Genomic DNA, 19,607 nt, shown 5'->3' on the forward strand with positions numbered 1-19,607 from the left:
GGCGGCGTTGACCGCTCAGCCTATCGGTCATGCAGATGATCTGACTCATGTCGTGCAGACCGCGCGTCCTCCTCGACGGGCGCCGCGCTCCAAGTTCAACTAATCGCGAATTGACAGTGAGGGACGATCAGCGATGAAGCGTCCGGGACGGGCGCCGGTGGCGGCGCCGTCCTGCCAGGTGGCGATACCGGCGACGAATACGTGGCGCATGCCCGTGCACGCTTCGGTCGGCGCGTCGAAGGTGGCGTTGTCGATGATGGTGTCCGGATCGAATACCGCGAGATCGGCATGGCAGCCCGCATCGATACGGCCGCGATCGCGCAGGCCCAGCCGCATGGCGGTCAGCCCCGTCATGCGATGGACGGCGTTTTCCAGCGGAAACAACCCCAGCCTGCGTCCGTAGTGCCCCAGTACGCGAGGGAAAGTGCCCCATAGCCGCGGATGCGGACGGCCTTCGCTGGACAGGCCGTCCGAGCCTATCATCGTGTCCGGATACCGCAGGATGCGGCGCACGTCGCCATCGTCCATGATGAAGTAGACCGCGCCGGCCGGCAGCAAACGCTCCGCCGCTTCGCGCGCGCCGCAGCCCCACTCCCGCGCCAGATCTTCCAGATAACGGCCCGCCGCTTCCGGATGCGGCTCGGACCAGGTGATCATGGTGCGATCGCAGATCTCCACCCGTTCCGGCCGCAGGATGGTGGACGACGCATCGTAGGGGTAGCAATCCAGGCAGACCGCCTGGGCTCGCGCCGCCTCGCCGATGCGCGCCAGGGTCTGCACCGATCGTCCGTGGTTATGCTTGCCCACCAGTTTGTGGTGCGAGATCACGACGGGCACATTCAGCGCGGCGCCTATGCGCAGGCTTTCCTCGATCGCCTCCATGACCCGATCGCCCTCGTCGCGCATATGCGTGGCATAGATGCCGCCGAGCCGGGACATGGGCTCGCAGACCGCGATGATTTCCTGTTCCGGCGCCGCGGCGGCCGGCGGGTAGAAGGTACCCGTGGAGACGCCCAGCGCGCCCTCGTCCAGCGCCTGCTCGACGTCGTCGCGCATGGCGGCGATCTCCGCCGCGGTGGCCGGCCGCGTGACGTCGCCCATGCGCATCACGCGCAAAGTGGAATGTCCCACCATCGCCGCCACGTTCACCGCCGGCGCGGTCGCGTCGATCGCCCGGCGGTACTCGGCAAAGCTGCCGTAAGCGTCGCCGCGACCCAGCAGGTTCAGCGGCGGCACCAGCGTTTCGCCGCCGCGCAGCGGCGCCAGGCTGATGCCGCAGTTGCCATTGATCACGGTGGTGACGCCTTGCGATACCTTGGGCAGCATGTCCGGCATATCCAGCACCGCGCGATCGTCGTGCGCGTGGCTGTCGATGAAGCCGGGGGCCACCACCAGGCCGGTCACATCGATGCGACGCGTCGCGGCCGCGGCGGCCAGATCGCCGACATCGGCGATGCGGCCGCCGCGCACGCCGACGTCGGCGCGCCGGCGCGGCGCGCCCGTGCCGTCGACGACGTCGCCGCCTTGCAATATCAGGTCATAGGGCTGCTGCGGGTTCATAGGGTGGCGATCCTTCGTAAGTTGATACGCCGGCGCGGGCGGCCTCGCCGTCCGTCACCGGGCGACGGCGCGCGGACTGCGTGGCGCCGGCAACGGCACGGCAGCATTGTGCGCCGCCGGACGCCGTCCGGCCAATGCAAAAGGGGCATCACTGCATAACCTTTAGGTATGCCACCCCCTCGACATGCGCTTTCCCCGTGGCAAATCGTACGCGTTTACCCTAATAGATATAGCGTTGCATAACCTATGGTTATGCCCTGTGCCGGAATTGCTATTTGTACCCCGGGCCGGGCAAACGGCATGATGCGCCCCAGATGCCACGTCCAAGGGGACCCTCATACCATGCGTATTTTCAGCGCCGGCCTCGGCACCGAAACCAATACCTTCGCGCCCCTGCCGACCAGCATCGATTCGTTCCGGGGCCGGGAATACTATCCGGCCGGCACGCATCCCGACATGCCGACGTCGCAGGGCGCCCCGCTATGGGTCGCCCGCCAACGCTGCCCGCGACTGGGATGGACGCTGAAGGAAGGTCTGGTCACGACCGCCCAGCCCAGCGGCATCACTACCCGCTCCGCCTACGAAACCCTGCGCGAGGAAATCCTGGCGGACCTGCGCGCGGCCCTGCCCGTCGACATCGTGCTGCTGGGCCTGCACGGCGCCATGGTGGCCGACGGCTATGACGATTGCGAAGGCGACCTGCTGGCCCGCGTGCGCGCCATCGTCGGCCCGGACGTCGTCATCGGCACCGAACTGGACCCGCACGCGCACCTGACCCCGCTGATGGTGCAAAGCGCCGACGTGGTGGTGCTGTACAAGGAATATCCGCACACCGACATCGTGCATTGCGCCGAACAGCTGTTCGACCTGTGCGCCGACAAGGCCCTGGGCCGGACCCGGCCCGTGGCGGCGCTGGTGGATTGCCAGATGGTGGTGCCGATGCACACCACGCGCGAACCGGCGCTGGGTTTCGTCAACAAGCTGCGCGCCATGGAAGGCAAGGACGGCGTGTTGTCGCTATCGTTTTCCATGGGCTTCGCCACCGGCGACGTACCGGAGATGGGCGCCAAGGTGCTGGTCTATACGGACGGCGACCAGGCGCGCGCGGACAGCCTGGCGCGCCAGCTGGCCGACGAACTGATCAGCAAGCGCGAGCAGTTGCTGGTGCACTACCGCACGGTGGACCAGGCCCTCGACGAAGCGCTGGCCTTCGATGGCGCGCCGGTGGTGCTGGCCGACCGCGCGGACAACCCCGGCAGCGGCGCTCCCGGCGATTCGACCTATGTATTGCGCCGCCTGCTGGAGCGCGGTATCCAGAACGCCGCGCTCGGCCCTTTGTGGGACCCGATGGCGGTGCGCATCGCCTTCGACGCGGGGGAAGGCGCGACCCTGCCCATGCGCCTGGGCGGCAAGATCGGCCCGCTGTCCGGCGCGCCGGTGGATGCCGACTGTACGGTGCTTGCGCTGCGCCGGAATATGACCATGACCGGCCTGACGGGCAGCCCCACGCCCATGGGCGATTGCGCCCTGGTGCAGGCCGGCGGCGTCCAGATCGTGCTGGTGTCCAACCGCAACCAGGCCATGAACACGGATTTGTTCACCCAGCTCGGCTGCGATTTGACGGCGCGCAAGATCGTGGTGGTGAAATCCGCGCAGCATTTCCATGCCTCGTTTTCCAAGGTCGCCAAACATGTGATCTACGTCGGCGCGCCCGGCGTGGCCACGCCCGACTGGAAGACCCTGACCTACAAGAAAATCCGCATGCCGAAGTGGCCGCTGTAAGGCGCACGGCGGTACGCTCGCATTCTTTCCCAGCCATCGCTAACGGAGCTGTCCCATGAAACGCCGCATCCATACCGCGCTCGCCGCCTTTTCCATGGCGCTTGCCTGCCTGTCCGGGGCCCCCGCTCACGCGGACGGCAAGACCTTGCGGCTGGTGCCCTACGCCGACCTGAAGGTGCTGGACCCCTTCTTCACGACGGCCTACATCACCCGCAATTTCGGTTTCATGGTGTACGACACGCTGTTCGCGCCGGATGCCAAGGGCAATCCGCAGCCGCAGATGGTGGACAGCTACAAGACCTCGCCCGACGGCAAGTCCTGGACCTTCACCCTGCGCGACGGCTTGAAATTCAGCGACGGCAATCCGGTCCGGTCGGCCGACGTGGTGGCGTCGCTGCAGCGCTGGGAAAAGCGCGACAACATCGGCCGCGCCATGGTGGCGGCCGGCGGCAAATGGGCCGCGGCCGACGACAAGACGTTTACGCTGACGCTGGACCAACCCTTCGGCCCCGTGCTGGACGGACTCGCCAAGGTCGCCAGCTATCCCGCCTTTATCATTCCGGAACGGCTGGCCAAGATGCCGGATACCGCGCCGCTGAACGAAGTGGTGGGATCCGGGCCCTATCTGTTCAAGCGCGACGAATGGGTGCCCGGCAACAAGCTGGTGTTCGTGCGCAATCCCGCTTACGTCGGCCGCAAGGATGCGCCGTCCGGCCTGGCCGGCAACAAGACTTCCCACGTCGATCGCGTGGAATGGGCCATCCTGCCGGACTCCAACAGCGCCATCGCCGCGCTGAAGAACAGCGAAGTCGACATGATCGAGGAAGTGCCGCCCGACTATATCGAGACCCTGCGCGGCGACAGCGATATCCACGTCGGCGTGACCGGCAAGTCGCAGGCCTACATCATCATGAACTTCCTGAATCCGCCCTTCGACAAGGTGCAGGCCCGCCAGGCGCTGCGCCATGCCATCGATCAGGAAAAGTTCGTGACCGCCATGGGCTATCCCGCGGATATGCGCATGGCCTACTGCGCGACGTATTTCATCTGCGGCAGCCCCAACGACACCAGCGCCGGCGCCGAGCCCTATCGCAAGGTGGATATGACGCTGGCCAAGAAGCTGCTGGCGGAATCGGGCTACAAGGGCGAAAAAATCGCCGTGCTGCTGCCCACCGATGTGGCCTACCTGAACTCCGCCACGCTGGTGGCGATCCAGGCCATGCAGGACCTGGGCATGAACCTGGATATCCAGTCCATGGACTGGGCCACGGAAACCGCGCGCCGCGCCAGCAAGAACCCGGTGGATAAGGGCGGCTGGAGCATCTATATGTCTTCCGCGGCCGATTACAACGTGAACTCGCCGATCAACAACACCTACCTGGGCGCGGCCTGCGGCAACAGCCTGCCGGGCTGGCCTTGCGACAAGCCGCTGGACGAGCTGCGCGCGCAGTGGATCGCCGCCACCGATCCGGCGCAGCGCAAGCAGCTGCTGGACAAGTTCCAGGAACGCGCCTACGAGGCCATCCCCTACATCGCCGTGGGCCAGTACAACCGCGTGCACGCGGTGCGCAAGGCGGTCAAGCACAGCGACCTGCTGTGGGGCTTGCCGAACGTGTGGGTGCTGGACAAATAAGGCAGGCACCGGCGCGGNATCGCGCCTGGCGCGCGNGGCGCNNGCCGGACGCGATGCCGCGCCGCCGACATGGCGATCAACGCCAGGAGTTTTCATGGCTTATGTGATACGGCGCATACTCGCCACCCTGCCCGTCATGGCGGTGGTGGCGGTCATCGTCTTCCTGCTCATACACCTGTCGCCCGGCGATCCGGCGGCGCTGATCGCCGGCGACCTGGCCACGGCGGAGGACATCCAGCGCCTGCACGTGGCGCTGGGGCTGGACCAGCCGCTGTGGCAGCAATTCTTCCTGTGGGCCGGCAGGCTGCTGCGCGGCGATCTGGGCACCTCGCTGTTCACGCAGGTGCCCGTCACCCGCCTGCTGGCGCAACGCCTGGAGCCCACGCTGTCGATCGCGCTACTGACCATGGGGCTGTCCATCGTCGTGGCGATCCCGCTGGGCGTGCTGGCCGCGTACAAGGCCGGGACCTGGATAGACCGGCTGGTGATGGTGTTCGCCGTGCTGGCGTTTTCGGTGCCGGTCTTCCTGGTCGGCTATCTGCTGATCTACGGCTTCGCGGTGCAACTGCACTGGCTGCCGGTGCAAGGCTATACGCGCCTGGCCAGCGGCCCGTGGCCCTGGCTGCGCAGCCTGATCCTGCCCTGTGTGAACCTGGCGCTGGTGTACATCGCGCTGATCACGCGCATGACGCGGGCCACCGTGCTGGAAGTCCTGCACGAAGACTACATCCGCACGGCGCGCGCCAAGGGATTGGGCGTGCTGCCGGTGCTGGGCCATGCGCTGCGTAATGCCGCGATCCCCATCGCCACCACCGTGGGCGTGGGCATCGCGCTGCTGATCGGCGGCGTGGTGGTGACCGAGACCGTCTTCGCGATTCCCGGCATAGGCCGGCTGGTGATCGACTCGGTGCAGCATCACGACTATCCGGTGATCCAGAGCGTGCTGCTGCTGTCGGCCGGCGTCTACGTGCTGATCAATCTGCTGATCGATCTGAGCTATCGCTTGTTCGATCCACGCATACGCTATTGAAGCGGTTCCGGGAACACGCCATGTCCGAAAACATTTCCACGACCCGTCCGGCCGGCGCGCCGGATCCAGGGCTGTCGAGCCCGCCGGCCATGGCCGGCGGCGCCGGGTTGATCACGTCGGCGAACCTGCCATCCGGCGCGGATGCCGCGGTGGCGGCCGCCGCCATCGAGCCGCCGCCCTCGCTGCGCTGGCGCTGGCTGCGCAAGCATCCGACGCTGATCCTGGGTATCGCGCTGCTGATCGCCGTGGCCGCGCTGGCGCTGGCGGCGCCCTGGATCGCCACGCACAACCCCACCGCCATCAATCCGCTGCAGCGCCTGAAGCCGCCGTCGGCGGAACACTGGTTCGGCACCGATGCGCTGGGCCGCGATGTATTCAGCCGCGCCGTGTGGGGTGGCCGCGTGTCGCTGATCGTGGCCATTTCCGTGGCGGCGCTGGCCACCGCGCTGGGCGTGCTGCTGGGCCTGATGGCGGGCTTCATACGCTGGGCCGATGCCATCATCATGCGCGTCATGGACGGCATGATGGCCATCCCCGACATCCTGCTGGCGATCGCCCTGATGGCCGTGATACGCGCCAGCCTGTCCACGGTCATCCTGGCCATCACCATTCCGCAAGTGCCGCGCGTGGTGCGGCTGGTGCGCTCGCTCGCGCTGACCCTGCGCGAACAATTGTTCGTCGAAGCCGCGCACGCCATCGGCACGCGGCTGCCGGTGATCCTGCTGCGCCACGTCCTGCCCAACATCGTGACGCCGCTGGTGGTGCAGGCCACCTTCATCGCCGCCACGGCGGTGCTGACCGAAGCCGTACTGTCCTTTCTGGGCGTGGGCGTGCCGGCGCAGGTACCCAGCTGGGGCAACATGATGGCCGAAGGCCGCAACTTCGTGGCGGTGGCGTTCACCGTCATCCTGTATCCCGGCACGCTGCTGGCCCTGACGGTGCTGGCGATCAACATGGTCGGCGACGGGTTGCGCGATGCGCTGGACCCGCGCCTGGCGAACCAACTGTAAAGGAATGGCAGCGACATGACCGAACAAACGTCGTCCGCGCCGGTCCTGCTGGACGTGGACAATCTTTCGACCTGGTTCGATACGGTGGCCGGTACGGTGAAATCCGTCAACGGCGTGTCCTATCAGGTGCGCGCCGGCCAGACGCTGGGCGTGGTCGGGGAATCCGGCTGCGGCAAGAGCGTGACCGCGCTTTCCATCATGCGGCTGCTGTCCATGCCGCCCGCGCGTTTCGCCGGCGGCGCGGTGCGCTACCGCGGCACCAACCTGCTGGACCTGAGCGAAAAGCAGATGCGCGCGATTCGCGGCAACCGGATATCCATGATCTTCCAGGAGCCGATGACCTCGCTGAATCCGGTGCTGACGGTCGGTCGGCAAATCGCCGAGACCGTCGTGCTGCACCAGAAGGTGGGCCGCCGCGAGGCAATGGCGCGCGCCATCGACATGCTGCGGCTGGTGCAGATCGCCGAACCGGAACGGCGCGTCAACGAATACCCGCACCAGTTGTCCGGCGGCATGCGGCAGCGCGTGATGATCGCGCTGGCCCTGTCGTGCAATCCGGAAGTGCTGATCGCCGACGAGCCCACCACGGCGCTGGACGTCACCATCCAGGCGCAGATCCTGGAGCTGCTGCGCGGCTTGCAGGAAAAGTTCGGCATGGGCATCGTCATGATCACGCACGATCTGGGCGTGGTGGCGGAATGCTGCCATCGCGTGGTGGTGATGTATGCCGGCCGCAAGGTGGAGGAAGCGCCGGTGGCCGAGCTGTTCGATCGCCCGCTGCATCCCTATACGCGGGCGCTGATGGCTTCCATGCCGGCGATGAACCACGCGGGCCGCCTGACCGAGATCCCCGGCATGGTGCCGCCGCCGACCCAGCTGGGCGTGGGCTGCAGCTTCGCCCCGCGCTGCGCCTACGCCACCGAACGCTGCCACCGCGAAACGCCGGCCTTGCGGTCGTTGGGCGGCGATCACGTGGTGGCCTGTTTCCATGCGGAACAGGTCGAAGCCACCGTCATGGAAGGAGCGACGGCATGAGCACTGCGAATACGACGGACATGCCGCTGCTGCAGGTCCGCGACCTGGTCAAGCATTACCCCGGCTCATCGAGCTGGCTGGGGCGCAAGCGCCCCACCGTGCAGGCGGTGGACGGCGTGTCCTTCGACCTGGCGCGCGGCGAGACCCTGGCGCTGGTGGGCGAGTCGGGCTGCGGCAAGACCACCACCGGCAAGTCCATCCTGCGGCTGATCGAGCCGACATCCGGCTCGGTGAAGCTGGACGGCGAGGACATCGCCCGGCTGGACATCGCGCAAATGCGCGAGCGCCGGCGCGATATGCAGATCATTTTCCAGGACCCCTATGCATCGCTGAATCCGCGCATGAAGGCCGGCGCCATCGTGGCCGAACCCATGCGCAATTTCAGCGGCATCCCGGGCCACGCGGCGCGCGAGCGCGAGGAACGCGTGGCATGGCTGTTCTCCAAGGTGGGCCTGCGTCCGGAAGCCATGAAGAAGTTTCCGCACGAGTTCTCCGGCGGCCAGCGGCAAAGGCTGGGCATCGCGCGCGCCCTGGCGCTGCGTCCCAAGCTGATCGTCTGCGACGAGCCGGTGTCGGCGCTGGACGTGTCGGTGCAGGCGCAGGTCATCAATCTGCTGACGGACCTGCAGGCGGAATTCGGCATCGCCTATCTCTTCGTCGCGCACGACCTGGCCGTGGTGCGGCACATCAGCCATCGCGTCGCCGTCATGTATCTGGGGCAGGTGGTGGAGCTGGCGGACCGCGACACGCTGTTCGCGCAGCCGCGTCATCCCTACACCGAGATCCTGCTATCGGCGGTGCCCGTGCCGAATCCCCATGTGCGCAGCCAGCGCAAGCTGTTGCGCGGCGATCCGCCCAGCCCGGCCAATCCGCCCAGCGGCTGCCGCTTCCATACGCGCTGTCCGCTGGCGCAGGACATCTGCAGGCGCGAACGGCCGGCGCTGACGCCGCGGCCGGTGCCCGACGGCGGATCCGGCGCGACCCAGCTGGTGGCCTGCCACTTCCGGTGAATGCATGGTGCGGGATCCCACCACGCTTTCTCTATCCCGGTTGAGCGCCGCGCTGGATGCCGGCGCGACGACGGCCGCGCGGGTGGTCGACGCTTTCCTGGCGCGTATCGCCGCGCACGACCAAGGTGGCGCGGGCATCAACGCCATGACGGCGCTGCTGCCCGACGCGCGGGATCGTGCGCTGCGGCTGGACCGCGAACGCGCCGCCGGATTCGTGCGAGGCCCGCTGCATGGCATACCCATCGTCGTCAAGGACAATATCGATGTGCTGGGTCTGCCGACCACGGCCGGCTGCGCGGCGCTGACACATCATCGGCCCGCGCGCGATGCGGAGGTCGTGCGCCGCTTGCGGGATGCCGGCGCCATCGTGCTCGGCAAGGCGAATATGTCGGAGCTGGCCTGCTCCAACGGCCGCTATGGCTATAGCTCGCTGGGCGGGCTGACCTTGAACCCGTGGAACCTCGCGCGCAATGCGGCGGGCTCCAGCAGCGGCAGCGCCGCCGCGGTGGCGGCGGGTTTCGCGGCGGCCGCGCTGGGTACGGACAGCTTCGGGTCCGTGCGCGCGCCGGCCTGCGTCACGGGACTGGCCGGCCTGCGGCCGACGCAGGGTCTGGTGCCGGTGGACGGCGTGCTGCCGCTGGCCTTGTCCTTCGACACCGTGGGGCCGATGGCCCGCTGCGTGCGGGATGCGGCGCTGCTGCTCGGCGTGTTGGCGGGCGCGGCTTCGGTTACCGATGGTGCGGTCTACACGGACGCCTTGCGCGCGGGGTCCGCCGCCGCGCGTGGAACCCGCATCGGTGTGCTGGTCGATTATCCCGGCCAGGACGATGAGGTGCGCGCCATCATGCAGGACGCGCAAGCGCTGCTGCGCGGCCTCGGCGCCACGCTGGTGCCTTTGACGCTGCCCGCCCCACCTTCCGTGCCCGCGGCTTCCGAATCAGCCTACCTGCGGACGATCTATCCCGAGCTGTTGGCGCCCCTGGCCGAGGCGGAGTGGCCCGCGCAGCTCGATGCCTATCTGGCCGCCGGCATAGGCGGCGGTCCGCGCGATATGGCGCAATTGCTGGCGGCGGCCGAAACCTGGTCCGCGGCCCGCCCCGATCGGGAAGTGAATCCGCGCACGCTGGCGGGCATGCGCCGGGCATTGGAACAGGCACGCACGCGGACAGCCGCGCGGCGCGCCCAGGACGAAGCCGCCTTGGCCGGCTATCGCGCCGCCATCGTGCAGAGCTGCCACGACGACAATCTGGCCGCCATGATATTCCCGACGCTGTCCTGCCCCGCATCGCCGCGCTACGACCGCCAGGATCCCGGCTATGTCGCCTATCCCGGCAACGCATACGCGGGTCTGTACATCGCCAGCGCCGCCGGCCTGCCGGAAATCAGCGTACCGGCCGGCATGGCGCGCGCCGGCGTGCCGGTGGGAATCTCGTTCATGGGCGCGCCGCATGACGAAGCGCGCCTGCTGGCCCTGGCCCATGCCTTCGAGCAAGCGCGCGAGCCGATCGTATTTCCCACGCTGGATTAGCAAGACGCCGGGCTGGACAACCGGCAACCGTGCGGTCCCGGCGAGCCCGCGCGGAAGTCATACCGCGGCCGCCGCCTACAGCAGCTTCCCCGGATTCATCAATTGGTCCGGATCCAGGGCCCGCTTGATCATCAGCATCAGGTCCATCTCCACCGTGGACTTGTAGCGCCGCAACTCATCGCGCCGCAGCCGCCCGACGCCATGCTCGGCGCTGATGCTGCCCTCGCGCTGCACCACCAGGTCATGCACGCAGCGGTTCAAGCCCGCCGTCAATCGCTGGTACTCGTCATGCGCCACGTCCAGCGGCAGCAGCACGTTGTAGTGGAGGTTGCCATCTCCCACATGCCCGAAGTTGACGATGGGCAGTCCCGGAAACTCCTCCGACACCGCGGCATCGGCCTCCTGGATGAACGCGGCCAGGCGTGAGATCGGCAAGGCGATATCGTGCTTGACCGCCTTGCCCGCCCGCACCTGGGCCTGCGAAATCCCTTCGCGCAAGCGCCACATGGCCTTGGCCTGGGACTCGTTCGTGGCGATCGCCGCATCGGCGATCAGTCCATCGTCGAGCGCCCCCGCCAGCGACTGCGCCAGCAGCTCCGCCAGCCCTTCCGGCGCCGCGTCCGACAGCTCGATCAGCGCGTAATAGGGATGCTCGCCCGCCAAGGGGCAGGCCGCCCCGCTGACGTGGTCGCACACCAGCTTCACGCAGCAGGCCGACATCATCTCGAACGCCGTCAGGCGCTCGCCGCAGCGCGTCTGCAGCCGCGACAATAGGGACACCACCGCGTCGGGCGACCCGGCGCCTATCCACGCCGTCGCGCGTCCCAGCGGCCGCGGATAAAGCTTCAGCACCGCGCCGGTGATGATGCCCAGCGTCCCTTCGGAGCCAATGAACAGCCCCCGCAAGTCATATCCGGTGTTGTCCTTGCGCAGCCCGCGCAGGCCGCTCCATACGCGGCCGTCCGGCAGCACCACCTCCAGGCCCAGCGCGAGATCGCGCGTGTTTCCATAGCGCAGGACCGCCGTGCCGCCGGCGTTGGTCGCCAGGTTGCCGCCTATCGTGCAGCTGCCCTCCGCGCCCAGGCTCAGGGGAAAGTAGCGGTCCGCGTCACGCGCGGCGTTCTGCACCTCGGCCAGCAGCACCCCGGCGTCCACCGTGATCGTATTGTTGACCGGATCCACCTCGCGGATGCGCTTCATGCGATTCAGGCTGAGGATGACCTGCGCGCCGCTGTCGTCCGGCGCCGCGCCGCCGCTCATGCCCGTATTGCCGCCCTGCGGCACCACCGGCGTGCCGCTCTGGCGGCACAGGCGCATGACCGCGGCGACCTCGGTGGTATTGCGCGGCCTGACCACCACCGGCGTGCGGCCGCGCCACTTGCGCAGCCAGTCTTCCACATAGGGCGCCTGCGCCGCTTCGTCCAACACCAGGCCGTCGTCGCCCACCACATGGGCCAGGCGGCGGATCAGTTCGCTCTCCATGCCTAGCGTGCCGCGGAATCGAGCAGTATGCGGGCGATCGCCATGCCGGTGGCGGCCTGGGTCGGCTCGACCACCGGCAGGCCCAGCTCGGCCTGCAGCCACTCGCGGTAGGCCGCCATGCCGGCGCAGCCCAGCACGATGACGTCGGCCTGATGCGTGTCGCGCAACTGCCGCCCCACGTCCGCCAGCCGTGCGCGCGTGCGGTCCGCGTCCGCCAGCTCCACCACGCCCAGACCCAGCGGCAATTCCGCCGCGATACGGCCTGCGACCCCCATGGCGCCGAACATGCGGCCGTGACGCGGGATCGACTGCCGCAGGATGGCGATGACGCCGACCCGCTGGCCCTGCGTCATCGCCGTCAGCACGCCGCATTCGCTGATGCCCAGCACGGGCTTGGACGTCGCCTCCCGCACCGCGTGCAGTCCCGGATCGCTGAAACAGGCGATCACGTAGCCGGCCGCGGCGGCGCCATGCTCGCGGTCCAGCCCCTGCACCATGCGCACCAACGGCAGGGTGACGCTCTCCACGTCCAGCTGCGTCTGGATGCCGGGCGGGCCTTCACGCAAGGTCAGACATTCGATGCGCGGTCCGCCGGGCACGCGCAGGGGCGCCAGGCCGGCATCGAAAGCGTCGGTGACCGCCTGGGTAGAATTCGGGTTGATGACGTACAGCGTCCTTTCCATGGTTTTCCTCGCGCGACGGGCCTAGGCTGGGGGCTCCCCGGATTGAGTCTATCAGCGCGCCCGGGACAGGCTGCATTGTCATTTTGTCGGCCCCGCTTAACATGTTGTTATGGCGCGCGGCGCCGCCGTCCTTCCACCACCCTTAACGCCATGTTGCTCAATCTCAGGCAGATCGAAGTATTCCGCGCCGTCATGACCACCGGCTCGATCAGCGGCGCGGCCAAGCTGCTGTTCGTGTCGCAGCCGGCCGTCAGCCGCCTGCTGGCGCATACCGAGCAGCGCCTGGGCTTCAGTCTGTTCGAGCGCATCAAGGGACGCCTGTACCCCACGCCGGAGGCGCGGCAACTGTTCCGCGAAGTGGAAACGGTCTATGCCGGCGTGCGCCGCGTCGGCGAGCTGGCGGGTGAACTGGCCGAACGCCGCAGCGGCATCCTGCACGTCGTCTCCAGCCCCAGCATCGGCCACATGCTGATTCCGCTGGCGATCTCGGCGTTCCGGGCCGAGCACGAAGATGTCAAGGTCACTTTCCAGGCCCTGTCGTTTCGCCCGCTGACCCAGATGCTGCTGGACAACCGGGCGGAGATCGGCGTCGTGATCCTGCCGGCCCAGCACCCCAACCTGGTCGCCCAGCCCATAGGCGAAGCGCGGCTGGTCTGCATCTGTCCCTACAACCATCCGCTGGCGCACCGGTCCATGCTGACCATCCAGGACCTGCTGCCCTATCCGTTGATCTCCTATGGCGTCGACACACCCTTCGGCGCCCTGGTCGAGCAGATGTACCAGGAAGCCGGCGAACCGCGCCGGCTGGCGGTGGAAGTGAGCTCGCCGCAGAACGCCTGCTCGCTGGTGCAGGCCGGCGCCGGCATCGCCATCGTCGACGAGTTTTCCGTGCGCAGCCGGACGTCCGGCGAGTTCGTGGTGCGGCCCATCGCCCAATCCAAGGTGCTGACAGCCAGCCTGCTGCAGTCGCGCTTCGAGCCGCTGTCCCAGCTGGCCCAGGCCTTCGTCGACACCCTGCGCAAGACCATGCGCAACCAGGGATTCGAGCTGGGTCCCGCCAACAAGCCCTGGCATCCGGGCAAACCCGAAATTAACGGCGTGTTATAGGACGCCAATAAAAAAACAAGTGGAGTTCTGCGGGACTGCCTTTAGGATGGTCATCCATGCCCGGCGCGACTGGCCGGGCAATCGACCGACCTGGAGACGAAATGACCGCCGCACCCGACGCCCATGGCGTTTTCACCATCTGCCCGACGCCGTTCGACGATGCACTGCAAGTCGACACCGACAGCATCCGCAGCCTGGTGGACTTCCTGTTGCCCACCGGCATCAAGGGCCTGGCGATACTCGGTTTCCTGGGTGAACTGCACAAACTGTCGGCCGCGGAACGCCGGCTGGTGCTGAAGACCTTCGTCGATCACGCCAATGGCCGTGTTCCGGTGTGGGTAGGCGTGCGCGGCCTGGGCATCGCCGGCGCCATCGAGCAGGCGCGCGAGGCGCAGGAGCTGGGCGCGGCCGCCGTGTTCGCGGCGCCGCTGGACAACGCCAGCGACGCCGTGCTGTTCGACTACTACAAGGCCGTCGCCGAAGCCGTCGACATCCCGGTGGTCATTCACGATTTCCCCGACTCCTTCGGCACCGAGATCCGCCCCGAGGTCGTGGCGCGGCTGGCGCGCGAAGGCGGTGTGCATGCCATCAAGATGGAAGAACCGCCGGTCGGCCAGAAGATCACGCGCATCCGCGAACTGTGCGGCGACGCGCCGATGAAGATTTTCGGCGGCCTGGGCGGCGTGTATTTCCTGGAAGAACTGCAACGCGGCGCCGCGGGCACCATGACCGGCTTCGCCTTCCCGGAAATCCTGGCGGCGATCTATGAGAAACACGCGGCGGGCGACGAAGCCGGCGCCGCCGCCATCTTCGACCGCTACTGCCCCCTGATCCGCTACGAATTCCAGCCCAAGATCGGGCTGGCGCTGCGCAAATACATCTACCAGCGCCGCGGCGCCATCCGCAGCAATGCCCTGCGCGCGCCCGGCATGCGCATGGACCCCGTCACCGCCGCCGAACTGGAAGCCACGGTGCGGCGCGTCGGCCTGTCGCTGGACGTCGCCGGCGCCCAGCGCATCGCATGAACCCCTTGCATCACGAACGAGGAATCACCCCATGGCTGCGTCCGGCGAATTCGATCTGACCATACGCAATGGCCGCGTCAGCACGGCATCCGAGACTTTTCACGCGGACATCGGCATCCGCGGCGGCATCATTGCCGCCGTCGCGCAAAACCTGGCGCCGGGCCGCGAGGACATCGACGCCAGCGGCCGCTGGGTGCTGCCCGGCGGCATCGACAGCCATTGCCACGTCGAACAGCTGTCGGGCATGGGTGTCATGTGCGCGGACGACTTCTACAGCGCCACGGTATCGGCCGCCTTCGGCGGCACCACCACCATCATTCCCTTCGCCGCGCAGCACCGCGGCAACGCCATTCCGGACGTGGTCGCCGACTATCATCGACGCGCCGCTGAAAAGGCCGTCATCGACTACGGCTTTCACCTGATCCTGTCGGATCCCACGGAACAGGCGCTCAAGCACGATCTGCCACGGTTGATCCGCGACGGCGTCAGCTCGTTCAAGGTCTATATGACCTATGACCGCCTGAAGCTGGACGACTACCAGCTGCTGGACGTGCTGGAAGTGGCCGACCGCGAAGGCGCGCTGGTGATGGTGCATGCCGAGAACAACGACATGATCCGCTGGATCGCCCGCCGGCTGGTGGAGCGCGGCATGACCGCGCCCAAATACCACGCGGTGGCGCACGACCCGATCGCGGAAAGCGAGGCCACGAATCGCGCCGTCGCCCTGGCGCGGCTGATGGACGTGCCTTTGCTGATCGTGCACGTGGCAGGACTGGAAGCGGTGCGGGTGATTCATTCCTCGCAGTCCCTGGGCCTGCCGATCCTGGCGGAAAGCTGCCCGCAGTACCTGTTCCTGACGCAGGACGACCTGGACCGCGATGGCCTGGAAGGGGCCAAGTACTGCTGCAGCCCGCCGCCGCGCGACGCCGCCTCGCAGCAGGCGGTGTGGGCCGGCCTGCTGGACGGCACGCTGCAGATGTATTCGTCCGACCACGCCCCCTATCGCTTCGACGCCAGCGGCAAACTGCCCAAGGGCGACCAGACCACCTTCAAGGACATGGCCAACGGCGTGCCGGGGCTGGAGCTGCGCATGCCGCTGCTGTTCTCCGAAGGGGTGCTGACGGGCCGGATGACCGTAGAGCGCTTCGTCGAGGTGACCTCCACCAACCATGCCCGCACCTACGGCCTGCATCCGCGCAAGGGGACCATCGCGGTGGGCGCCGACGCCGACATCGCGGTGTGGAATCCCGAACGCGAAGTGCGCATCAGCGCCGGCATGCTGCACGACCAGGTGGGCTACACGCCTTATGAAGGCCGCACGGTGCGCGGCTGGCCCGAGATCGTCACCAGCCGCGGCCGCGTCGTGATACGCGACGGCAGCCTGCGGGTGGAACGCGGCAGCGGCCAGTTCCTGAAGCGCGGCACGCCGGAACCCGTGCTGCGCCAGCGTCTGAACGGCAACCCCAACAGCATCATGCGCAAGGTCTTCTCCCAGGGCGTCTGAGAGCGCCAGATTTTTTTCCGCCGCGCCCTTCCAGCCGCCTGACAAGCCGCCCTGGCAAGTAGCCGTCGCGATCCGCCAATACGACTTGCCTTTACGACCTGCCCACTGGGCCGCCTTCACAGAGGACCTGACCATGATACGCACTGCCTTCTCAACGACCGCCGCCCGCGTGGCGGGCATCCTGCTCACAGCCGCCTGCTGCGGCACCGCCTGGAGCGCCCAGCCCCTGGTCACCGGCGTGGATGCCACTTTCGCGCCGCACGCCATGCCCAAGCTGGGGGGCGGCCTGCAGGGGTTCAATATCGATCTGGGCGAGGCGCTGGCCAAGCAGCTGGGCACCACCATCAATATCGAGGGCACGGAGTACTCGGCGCTGATTCCCGGCCTGAACGCCAAGAAGTACGACTTCGTGCTGGCGCCGACCACGGCCACGCCGGAGCGCGCCAAATCGCTGCTGTTTTCGGAAGGTTATCTGAATACGGACTACACCTTCCTGGTGGCCAAATCGAAGCCGGACATCACCGGCCTGCAGGACCTGAAAGGCAAGACTCTGGCGGTGAACAAGGGCTCGGCCTATGAAAGCTGGGCGCGCGACAACGCGGAGAAATACGGCTTCAAGTACGACGTCTATGCCACCAATGCCGACGCCGTGCAGGCCGTGCAATCCGGCCGCGCCGACGCCAACCTGGCCGGCAACACCGTCAGCGCCTGGGCCGCCAAGCAGAATCCCGCGGTCAAGACAACGTACACCATCCAGACCGGACTGGTATGGGCACTGGCCTTCCGCAAGGACGACCAGGCCGGCCGCGACAAGATATCCACGGCGCTGAAATGCCTCAAGCAGAACGGCACCGTGTCGGCGCTGGCGCAGAAATGGTTCGGCTTCAAGCCGGCGCCCGGCTCCGCCGCCGCCACCGTGGGCGAAGGCCAGGGCGTGCCGGGCCTGGAAGGCTACGACGCAAGCCCTGTACAACTGAAATGCTAGACGTGCGGCGCCTTGGATAACTGATATGGAACGCCCCATCCTGCGGATCGTCGGACTGCACAAGTCCTATGGACAGAACACCGTCCTTAAGGGCGTCGACCTGGACGTGCGGCGCGGCGAGCTGGTGTTCGTCATCGGGCCATCGGGCTCGGGCAAAAGCAGCCTGCTGCGCTGCTGCAACCAGCTCGAAACCGCCACCTCCGGGCAGATCGTGGTCGACGGCGACGTGATCACCAAGCATGGCGCCGACCTGAACCGCATCCGCCAGAACATCGGCATGGTGTTCCAGCACTTCAACCTGTACCGCCACATGACGGTCCTGGGCAACGTCACGCTGGCCCTGCGCAAGGTGCAGAAGCTGAGCCGCGCGGAAGCCGACCAGCGCGGCCTGGAAGCGCTGCGGCGCGTCGGCATGGCGGATCGCGGCGACGCCTATCCGGACCAGCTATCGGGCGGCCAGCAGCAACGCGTCGGCATCGCGCGGGCGCTGGCGCTGCGGCCCAAGATCGTGCTATTCGACGAACCCACCAGCGCGCTCGATCCCGAACTGGTGGGCGGCGTGCTCAACGTCATGCGCGAGTTGAAGCGCGACGGCATGACCATGGTCGTGGTCAGCCACGAAATGGCCTTCGCCCGCGCCGCCGCCGACCGGGTGGTGTTCATGGACGGCGGCGTGATCGTCGAAGAAGGCCCGCCGGAACAGGTCTTCGGCGCGCCCAGGCATCCGCGCACGCGCAGCTTCCTGGCGCACCTGGACGATCGCGGCGCGGAGAAAACAGACACGCAGGCTGCCTAGCATTGCGAGACATACGCCGCCATGGACCTGAAAGCCTTCGCCTTTTCCTTCTTCAACGCCGACGTCGCCTGGCGCTACCTGCCCGACATCCTCGCCGGCATGTGGATCACGCTGCAGCTGGGCGTCGCCGTGGCGGTCAGCGGACTGGCGCTGGGCTTCGTGCTGGCCGTGCTGCGCGCCCTGCACCTGCGCCCCCTGAACTTCGCGATCATCTGCTTCGCGGACGTCCTGCGCGCGCTGCCGCCGCTGGTGGTCATCATGGTGCTGTTCTTCGCATTCCCGTACATCAACCTGGCCATGTCCGCCTTCACCGCGACCTGGCTATCGCTGACGCTGGTGCTGGCCGCCTTCGCCGAAGAAATCTTCTGGGCCGGCATCCTGTCGGTCCCGCGCGGCCAGGCCGAAGCGGCGCGCGCCACCGGCCTGGGCTGGCTGCAGACCATGATCCACGTCGTCATGCCGCAGGCAACGCGCCTGACCGTGGCGCCGCTCACCAACCGCCTGATCGCCATCACCAAGAGCACGGCCCTGGGATCCGTGGTCGGCTTGAGCGAAGTCCTGAACAACGCGCAGTCGGCCAGCAGCAATGCCGGCAACGCCACCCCGCTGACCCTGGGCGCCATCGCCTGCCTGGCGATTTTCATTCCGGTCGTGCTGCTGGGGCGCTGGGTGGAAACGCGGTTCCGCTGGAAAACCTGAGGTAGACGACCATGGATCAGCTGCTGCAGAACTTCTTCAACCTGGACATCTACCTGAGCGTCGCGCCCTACCTGCTGCAGGGCCTGGGCCGCACACTGCTGCTGTCGGCCATCGTGATCCCCGTCGGCCTGGCATCGGGGCTGGCGATAGGCGTGTTGTCCATCACCTTGAAACGGCGCTGGACCCGCTTCCTGCTGGCCGTCTATATCGATTTTTTCCGCGCCCTGCCGCCGCTGGTGCTGCTGATCTTCATCTACTTCGGCGCGCCTTTCCTGGGCCTGGACCTGCCCAAGCTGCTGGCGGTGGCGATCGGCTTCATGCTGAATAACTCCTCCTACTATGGGGAGGTCTTCCGCGCCGGGCTGGAGAGCGTGCCGCGCGGCCAGATCGAGGCCGCGCGTTCCACCGGCCTGAGCGCGGCGCAAACACTCTGGTACGTGCAGATCCCGCAGGCCGCGCGCAACGTCATGCCGGACTTGATCAGCAATACGCTGGAAGTGGTCAAGCTGACCACCCTGGCCAGCGCCGTCGCGCTGCCGGAGCTGCTGCGCGTCGCGCGCGATGCGCAGTCGCTGGTGTACAACCCTTCGCCCATCGTGCTGGCCGCGCTGTTCTATCTGGCGCTGCTGTGGCCGGTGGTACGCCTGCTGAGCCGGCTGGAGCACCGGCATCTGGCGACACGGTGATCGAACCGGCCGGGATACGGCGTCGGTGATGCGGGTACGGACCGCCGCGCGC

17 protein-coding genes are annotated in these 19,607 nt (G+C 67.5%); 14 read left to right on the forward strand and 3 right to left on the reverse strand.

Annotation, left to right across the window (positions count from 1 at the left end):
- Positions 1–99: 99 nt before the first annotated feature.
- Positions 100–1,560, reverse strand: a complete 1,461-nt coding sequence (locus ACNA0R_RS13585) for an N-acyl-D-amino-acid deacylase family protein (RefSeq protein WP_415826538.1) — start codon at positions 1,558–1,560, stop codon at positions 100–102.
- 342 nt (positions 1,561–1,902) lie between these two features.
- On the opposite strand from ACNA0R_RS13585, the gene ACNA0R_RS13590 reads away from it, so the two are divergent.
- The 7 genes from ACNA0R_RS13590 (at position 1,903) to ACNA0R_RS13620 (ending at position 10,588) form a co-directional block, all read left to right on the forward strand.
- On the forward strand, positions 1,903–3,342 hold the full coding sequence (locus ACNA0R_RS13590; protein ID WP_415826539.1) for a M81 family metallopeptidase: 1,440 nt from the start codon (positions 1,903–1,905) through the stop codon (positions 3,340–3,342).
- Positions 3,343–3,397: 55 nt separating this feature from the next.
- The gene (locus ACNA0R_RS13595; protein WP_415826540.1) at positions 3,398–4,975 is read left to right on the forward strand and encodes an ABC transporter substrate-binding protein; all 1,578 of its coding nucleotides are present in this window, start codon (positions 3,398–3,400) and stop codon (positions 4,973–4,975) included.
- A gap of 94 nt (positions 4,976–5,069) precedes the next feature.
- Positions 5,070–6,005: an ABC transporter permease gene (locus tag ACNA0R_RS13600; protein ID WP_415826541.1), complete on the forward strand. Its 936-nt coding sequence runs from the start codon at positions 5,070–5,072 to the stop codon at positions 6,003–6,005.
- Positions 6,006–6,094: 89 nt separating this feature from the next.
- Complete coding sequence (locus ACNA0R_RS13605; RefSeq protein ID WP_415826757.1) at positions 6,095–7,015, forward strand: ABC transporter permease; 921 nt, start codon at positions 6,095–6,097, stop codon at positions 7,013–7,015.
- A gap of 15 nt (positions 7,016–7,030) precedes the next feature.
- Positions 7,031–8,050: an ABC transporter ATP-binding protein gene (locus tag ACNA0R_RS13610; protein WP_415826542.1), complete on the forward strand. Its 1,020-nt coding sequence runs from the start codon at positions 7,031–7,033 to the stop codon at positions 8,048–8,050.
- A complete protein-coding gene (locus ACNA0R_RS13615) occupies positions 8,047–9,060 on the forward strand; it encodes an ABC transporter ATP-binding protein (RefSeq protein WP_415826543.1) in 1,014 nt (337 codons plus the stop codon). Before ACNA0R_RS13610 ends, ACNA0R_RS13615 begins: the two co-directional genes overlap by 4 nt.
- Positions 9,061–9,064: 4 nt before the next feature.
- The gene (locus tag ACNA0R_RS13620) at positions 9,065–10,588 is read left to right on the forward strand and encodes an amidase (protein WP_415826544.1); all 1,524 of its coding nucleotides are present in this window, start codon (positions 9,065–9,067) and stop codon (positions 10,586–10,588) included.
- 75 nt (positions 10,589–10,663) lie between these two features.
- On the opposite strand, the gene ACNA0R_RS13625 is transcribed toward ACNA0R_RS13620, so the two are convergent.
- Positions 10,664–12,070: an FAD-binding oxidoreductase gene (locus ACNA0R_RS13625; protein ID WP_415826545.1), complete on the reverse strand. Its 1,407-nt coding sequence runs from the start codon at positions 12,068–12,070 to the stop codon at positions 10,664–10,666.
- A gap of 2 nt (positions 12,071–12,072) precedes the next feature.
- Positions 12,073–12,753 (reverse strand): aspartate/glutamate racemase family protein, encoded by a 681-nt coding sequence (locus ACNA0R_RS13630; protein WP_415826546.1) that lies wholly within the window; start codon positions 12,751–12,753, stop codon positions 12,073–12,075.
- A 150-nt stretch (positions 12,754–12,903) separates the two neighbouring features.
- Here ACNA0R_RS13630 and ACNA0R_RS13635 point away from each other — a divergent pair, with 150 nt between their 5' ends.
- The 7 genes from ACNA0R_RS13635 (at position 12,904) to ACNA0R_RS13665 (ending at position 19,555) form a co-directional block, all read left to right on the forward strand.
- Positions 12,904–13,860: a LysR substrate-binding domain-containing protein gene (locus ACNA0R_RS13635; RefSeq protein ID WP_415826547.1), complete on the forward strand. Its 957-nt coding sequence runs from the start codon at positions 12,904–12,906 to the stop codon at positions 13,858–13,860.
- Positions 13,861–13,961: 101 nt separating this feature from the next.
- Positions 13,962–14,885, forward strand: coding sequence for a dihydrodipicolinate synthase family protein (locus ACNA0R_RS13640; protein WP_415826548.1), 924 nt, complete (start codon positions 13,962–13,964; stop codon positions 14,883–14,885).
- A gap of 31 nt (positions 14,886–14,916) precedes the next feature.
- Positions 14,917–16,389 carry a dihydropyrimidinase gene (gene hydA, locus ACNA0R_RS13645; protein ID WP_415826549.1) on the forward strand — a complete coding sequence of 491 codons (1,473 nt, stop codon included), beginning with the start codon at positions 14,917–14,919 and terminating at the stop codon, positions 16,387–16,389.
- Positions 16,390–16,522: 133 nt separating this feature from the next.
- Positions 16,523–17,374 (forward strand): transporter substrate-binding domain-containing protein, encoded by an 852-nt coding sequence (locus tag ACNA0R_RS13650; protein ID WP_415826550.1) that lies wholly within the window; start codon positions 16,523–16,525, stop codon positions 17,372–17,374.
- A 25-nt stretch (positions 17,375–17,399) separates the two neighbouring features.
- On the forward strand, positions 17,400–18,170 hold the full coding sequence (locus ACNA0R_RS13655; protein WP_415826551.1) for an amino acid ABC transporter ATP-binding protein: 771 nt from the start codon (positions 17,400–17,402) through the stop codon (positions 18,168–18,170).
- 21 nt (positions 18,171–18,191) lie between these two features.
- Positions 18,192–18,869 (forward strand): amino acid ABC transporter permease, encoded by a 678-nt coding sequence (locus ACNA0R_RS13660; RefSeq protein WP_415826552.1) that lies wholly within the window; start codon positions 18,192–18,194, stop codon positions 18,867–18,869.
- Positions 18,870–18,880: 11 nt separating this feature from the next.
- Complete coding sequence (locus ACNA0R_RS13665; RefSeq protein ID WP_415826553.1) at positions 18,881–19,555, forward strand: amino acid ABC transporter permease; 675 nt, start codon at positions 18,881–18,883, stop codon at positions 19,553–19,555.
- Positions 19,556–19,607 lie beyond the last annotated feature (52 nt).

This window comes from Bordetella sputigena (assembly GCF_965137885.1).
GTDB lineage: Bacteria > Pseudomonadota > Gammaproteobacteria > Burkholderiales > Burkholderiaceae_B > Bordetella_C > Bordetella_C sputigena.

Excerpts from the sequence above, each read along its gene's own strand:
- ACNA0R_RS13610 (WP_415826542.1), top strand. The coding sequence starts at position 7,031 with ATGACCGAACAAACGTCGTCCGCGCCGGTCCTGCTGGACGTGGACAAT.
- ACNA0R_RS13595 (WP_415826540.1), top strand. The coding sequence starts at position 3,398 with ATGAAACGCCGCATCCATACCGCGCTCGCCGCCTTTTCCATGGCGCTT.
- ACNA0R_RS13660 (WP_415826552.1), top strand. The coding sequence starts at position 18,192 with ATGGACCTGAAAGCCTTCGCCTTTTCCTTCTTCAACGCCGACGTCGCC.
- ACNA0R_RS13665 (WP_415826553.1), top strand. The coding sequence starts at position 18,881 with ATGGATCAGCTGCTGCAGAACTTCTTCAACCTGGACATCTACCTGAGC.
- ACNA0R_RS13650 (WP_415826550.1), top strand. The coding sequence starts at position 16,523 with ATGATACGCACTGCCTTCTCAACGACCGCCGCCCGCGTGGCGGGCATC.
- ACNA0R_RS13625 (WP_415826545.1), bottom strand. The coding sequence starts at position 12,070 with ATGGAGAGCGAACTGATCCGCCGCCTGGCCCATGTGGTGGGCGACGAC.
- ACNA0R_RS13585 (WP_415826538.1), bottom strand. The coding sequence starts at position 1,560 with ATGAACCCGCAGCAGCCCTATGACCTGATATTGCAAGGCGGCGACGTC.
- ACNA0R_RS13630 (WP_415826546.1), bottom strand. The coding sequence starts at position 12,753 with ATGGAAAGGACGCTGTACGTCATCAACCCGAATTCTACCCAGGCGGTC.
- ACNA0R_RS13615 (WP_415826543.1), top strand. The coding sequence starts at position 8,047 with ATGAGCACTGCGAATACGACGGACATGCCGCTGCTGCAGGTCCGCGAC.
- ACNA0R_RS13640 (WP_415826548.1), top strand. The coding sequence starts at position 13,962 with ATGACCGCCGCACCCGACGCCCATGGCGTTTTCACCATCTGCCCGACG.
- ACNA0R_RS13635 (WP_415826547.1), top strand. The coding sequence starts at position 12,904 with ATGTTGCTCAATCTCAGGCAGATCGAAGTATTCCGCGCCGTCATGACC.
- ACNA0R_RS13605 (WP_415826757.1), top strand. The coding sequence starts at position 6,095 with ATGGCCGGCGGCGCCGGGTTGATCACGTCGGCGAACCTGCCATCCGGC.
- ACNA0R_RS13590 (WP_415826539.1), top strand. The coding sequence starts at position 1,903 with ATGCGTATTTTCAGCGCCGGCCTCGGCACCGAAACCAATACCTTCGCG.
- ACNA0R_RS13655 (WP_415826551.1), top strand. The coding sequence starts at position 17,400 with ATGGAACGCCCCATCCTGCGGATCGTCGGACTGCACAAGTCCTATGGA.
- ACNA0R_RS13600 (WP_415826541.1), top strand. The coding sequence starts at position 5,070 with ATGGCTTATGTGATACGGCGCATACTCGCCACCCTGCCCGTCATGGCG.
- ACNA0R_RS13620 (WP_415826544.1), top strand. The coding sequence starts at position 9,065 with ATGGTGCGGGATCCCACCACGCTTTCTCTATCCCGGTTGAGCGCCGCG.
- hydA (WP_415826549.1), top strand. The coding sequence starts at position 14,917 with ATGGCTGCGTCCGGCGAATTCGATCTGACCATACGCAATGGCCGCGTC.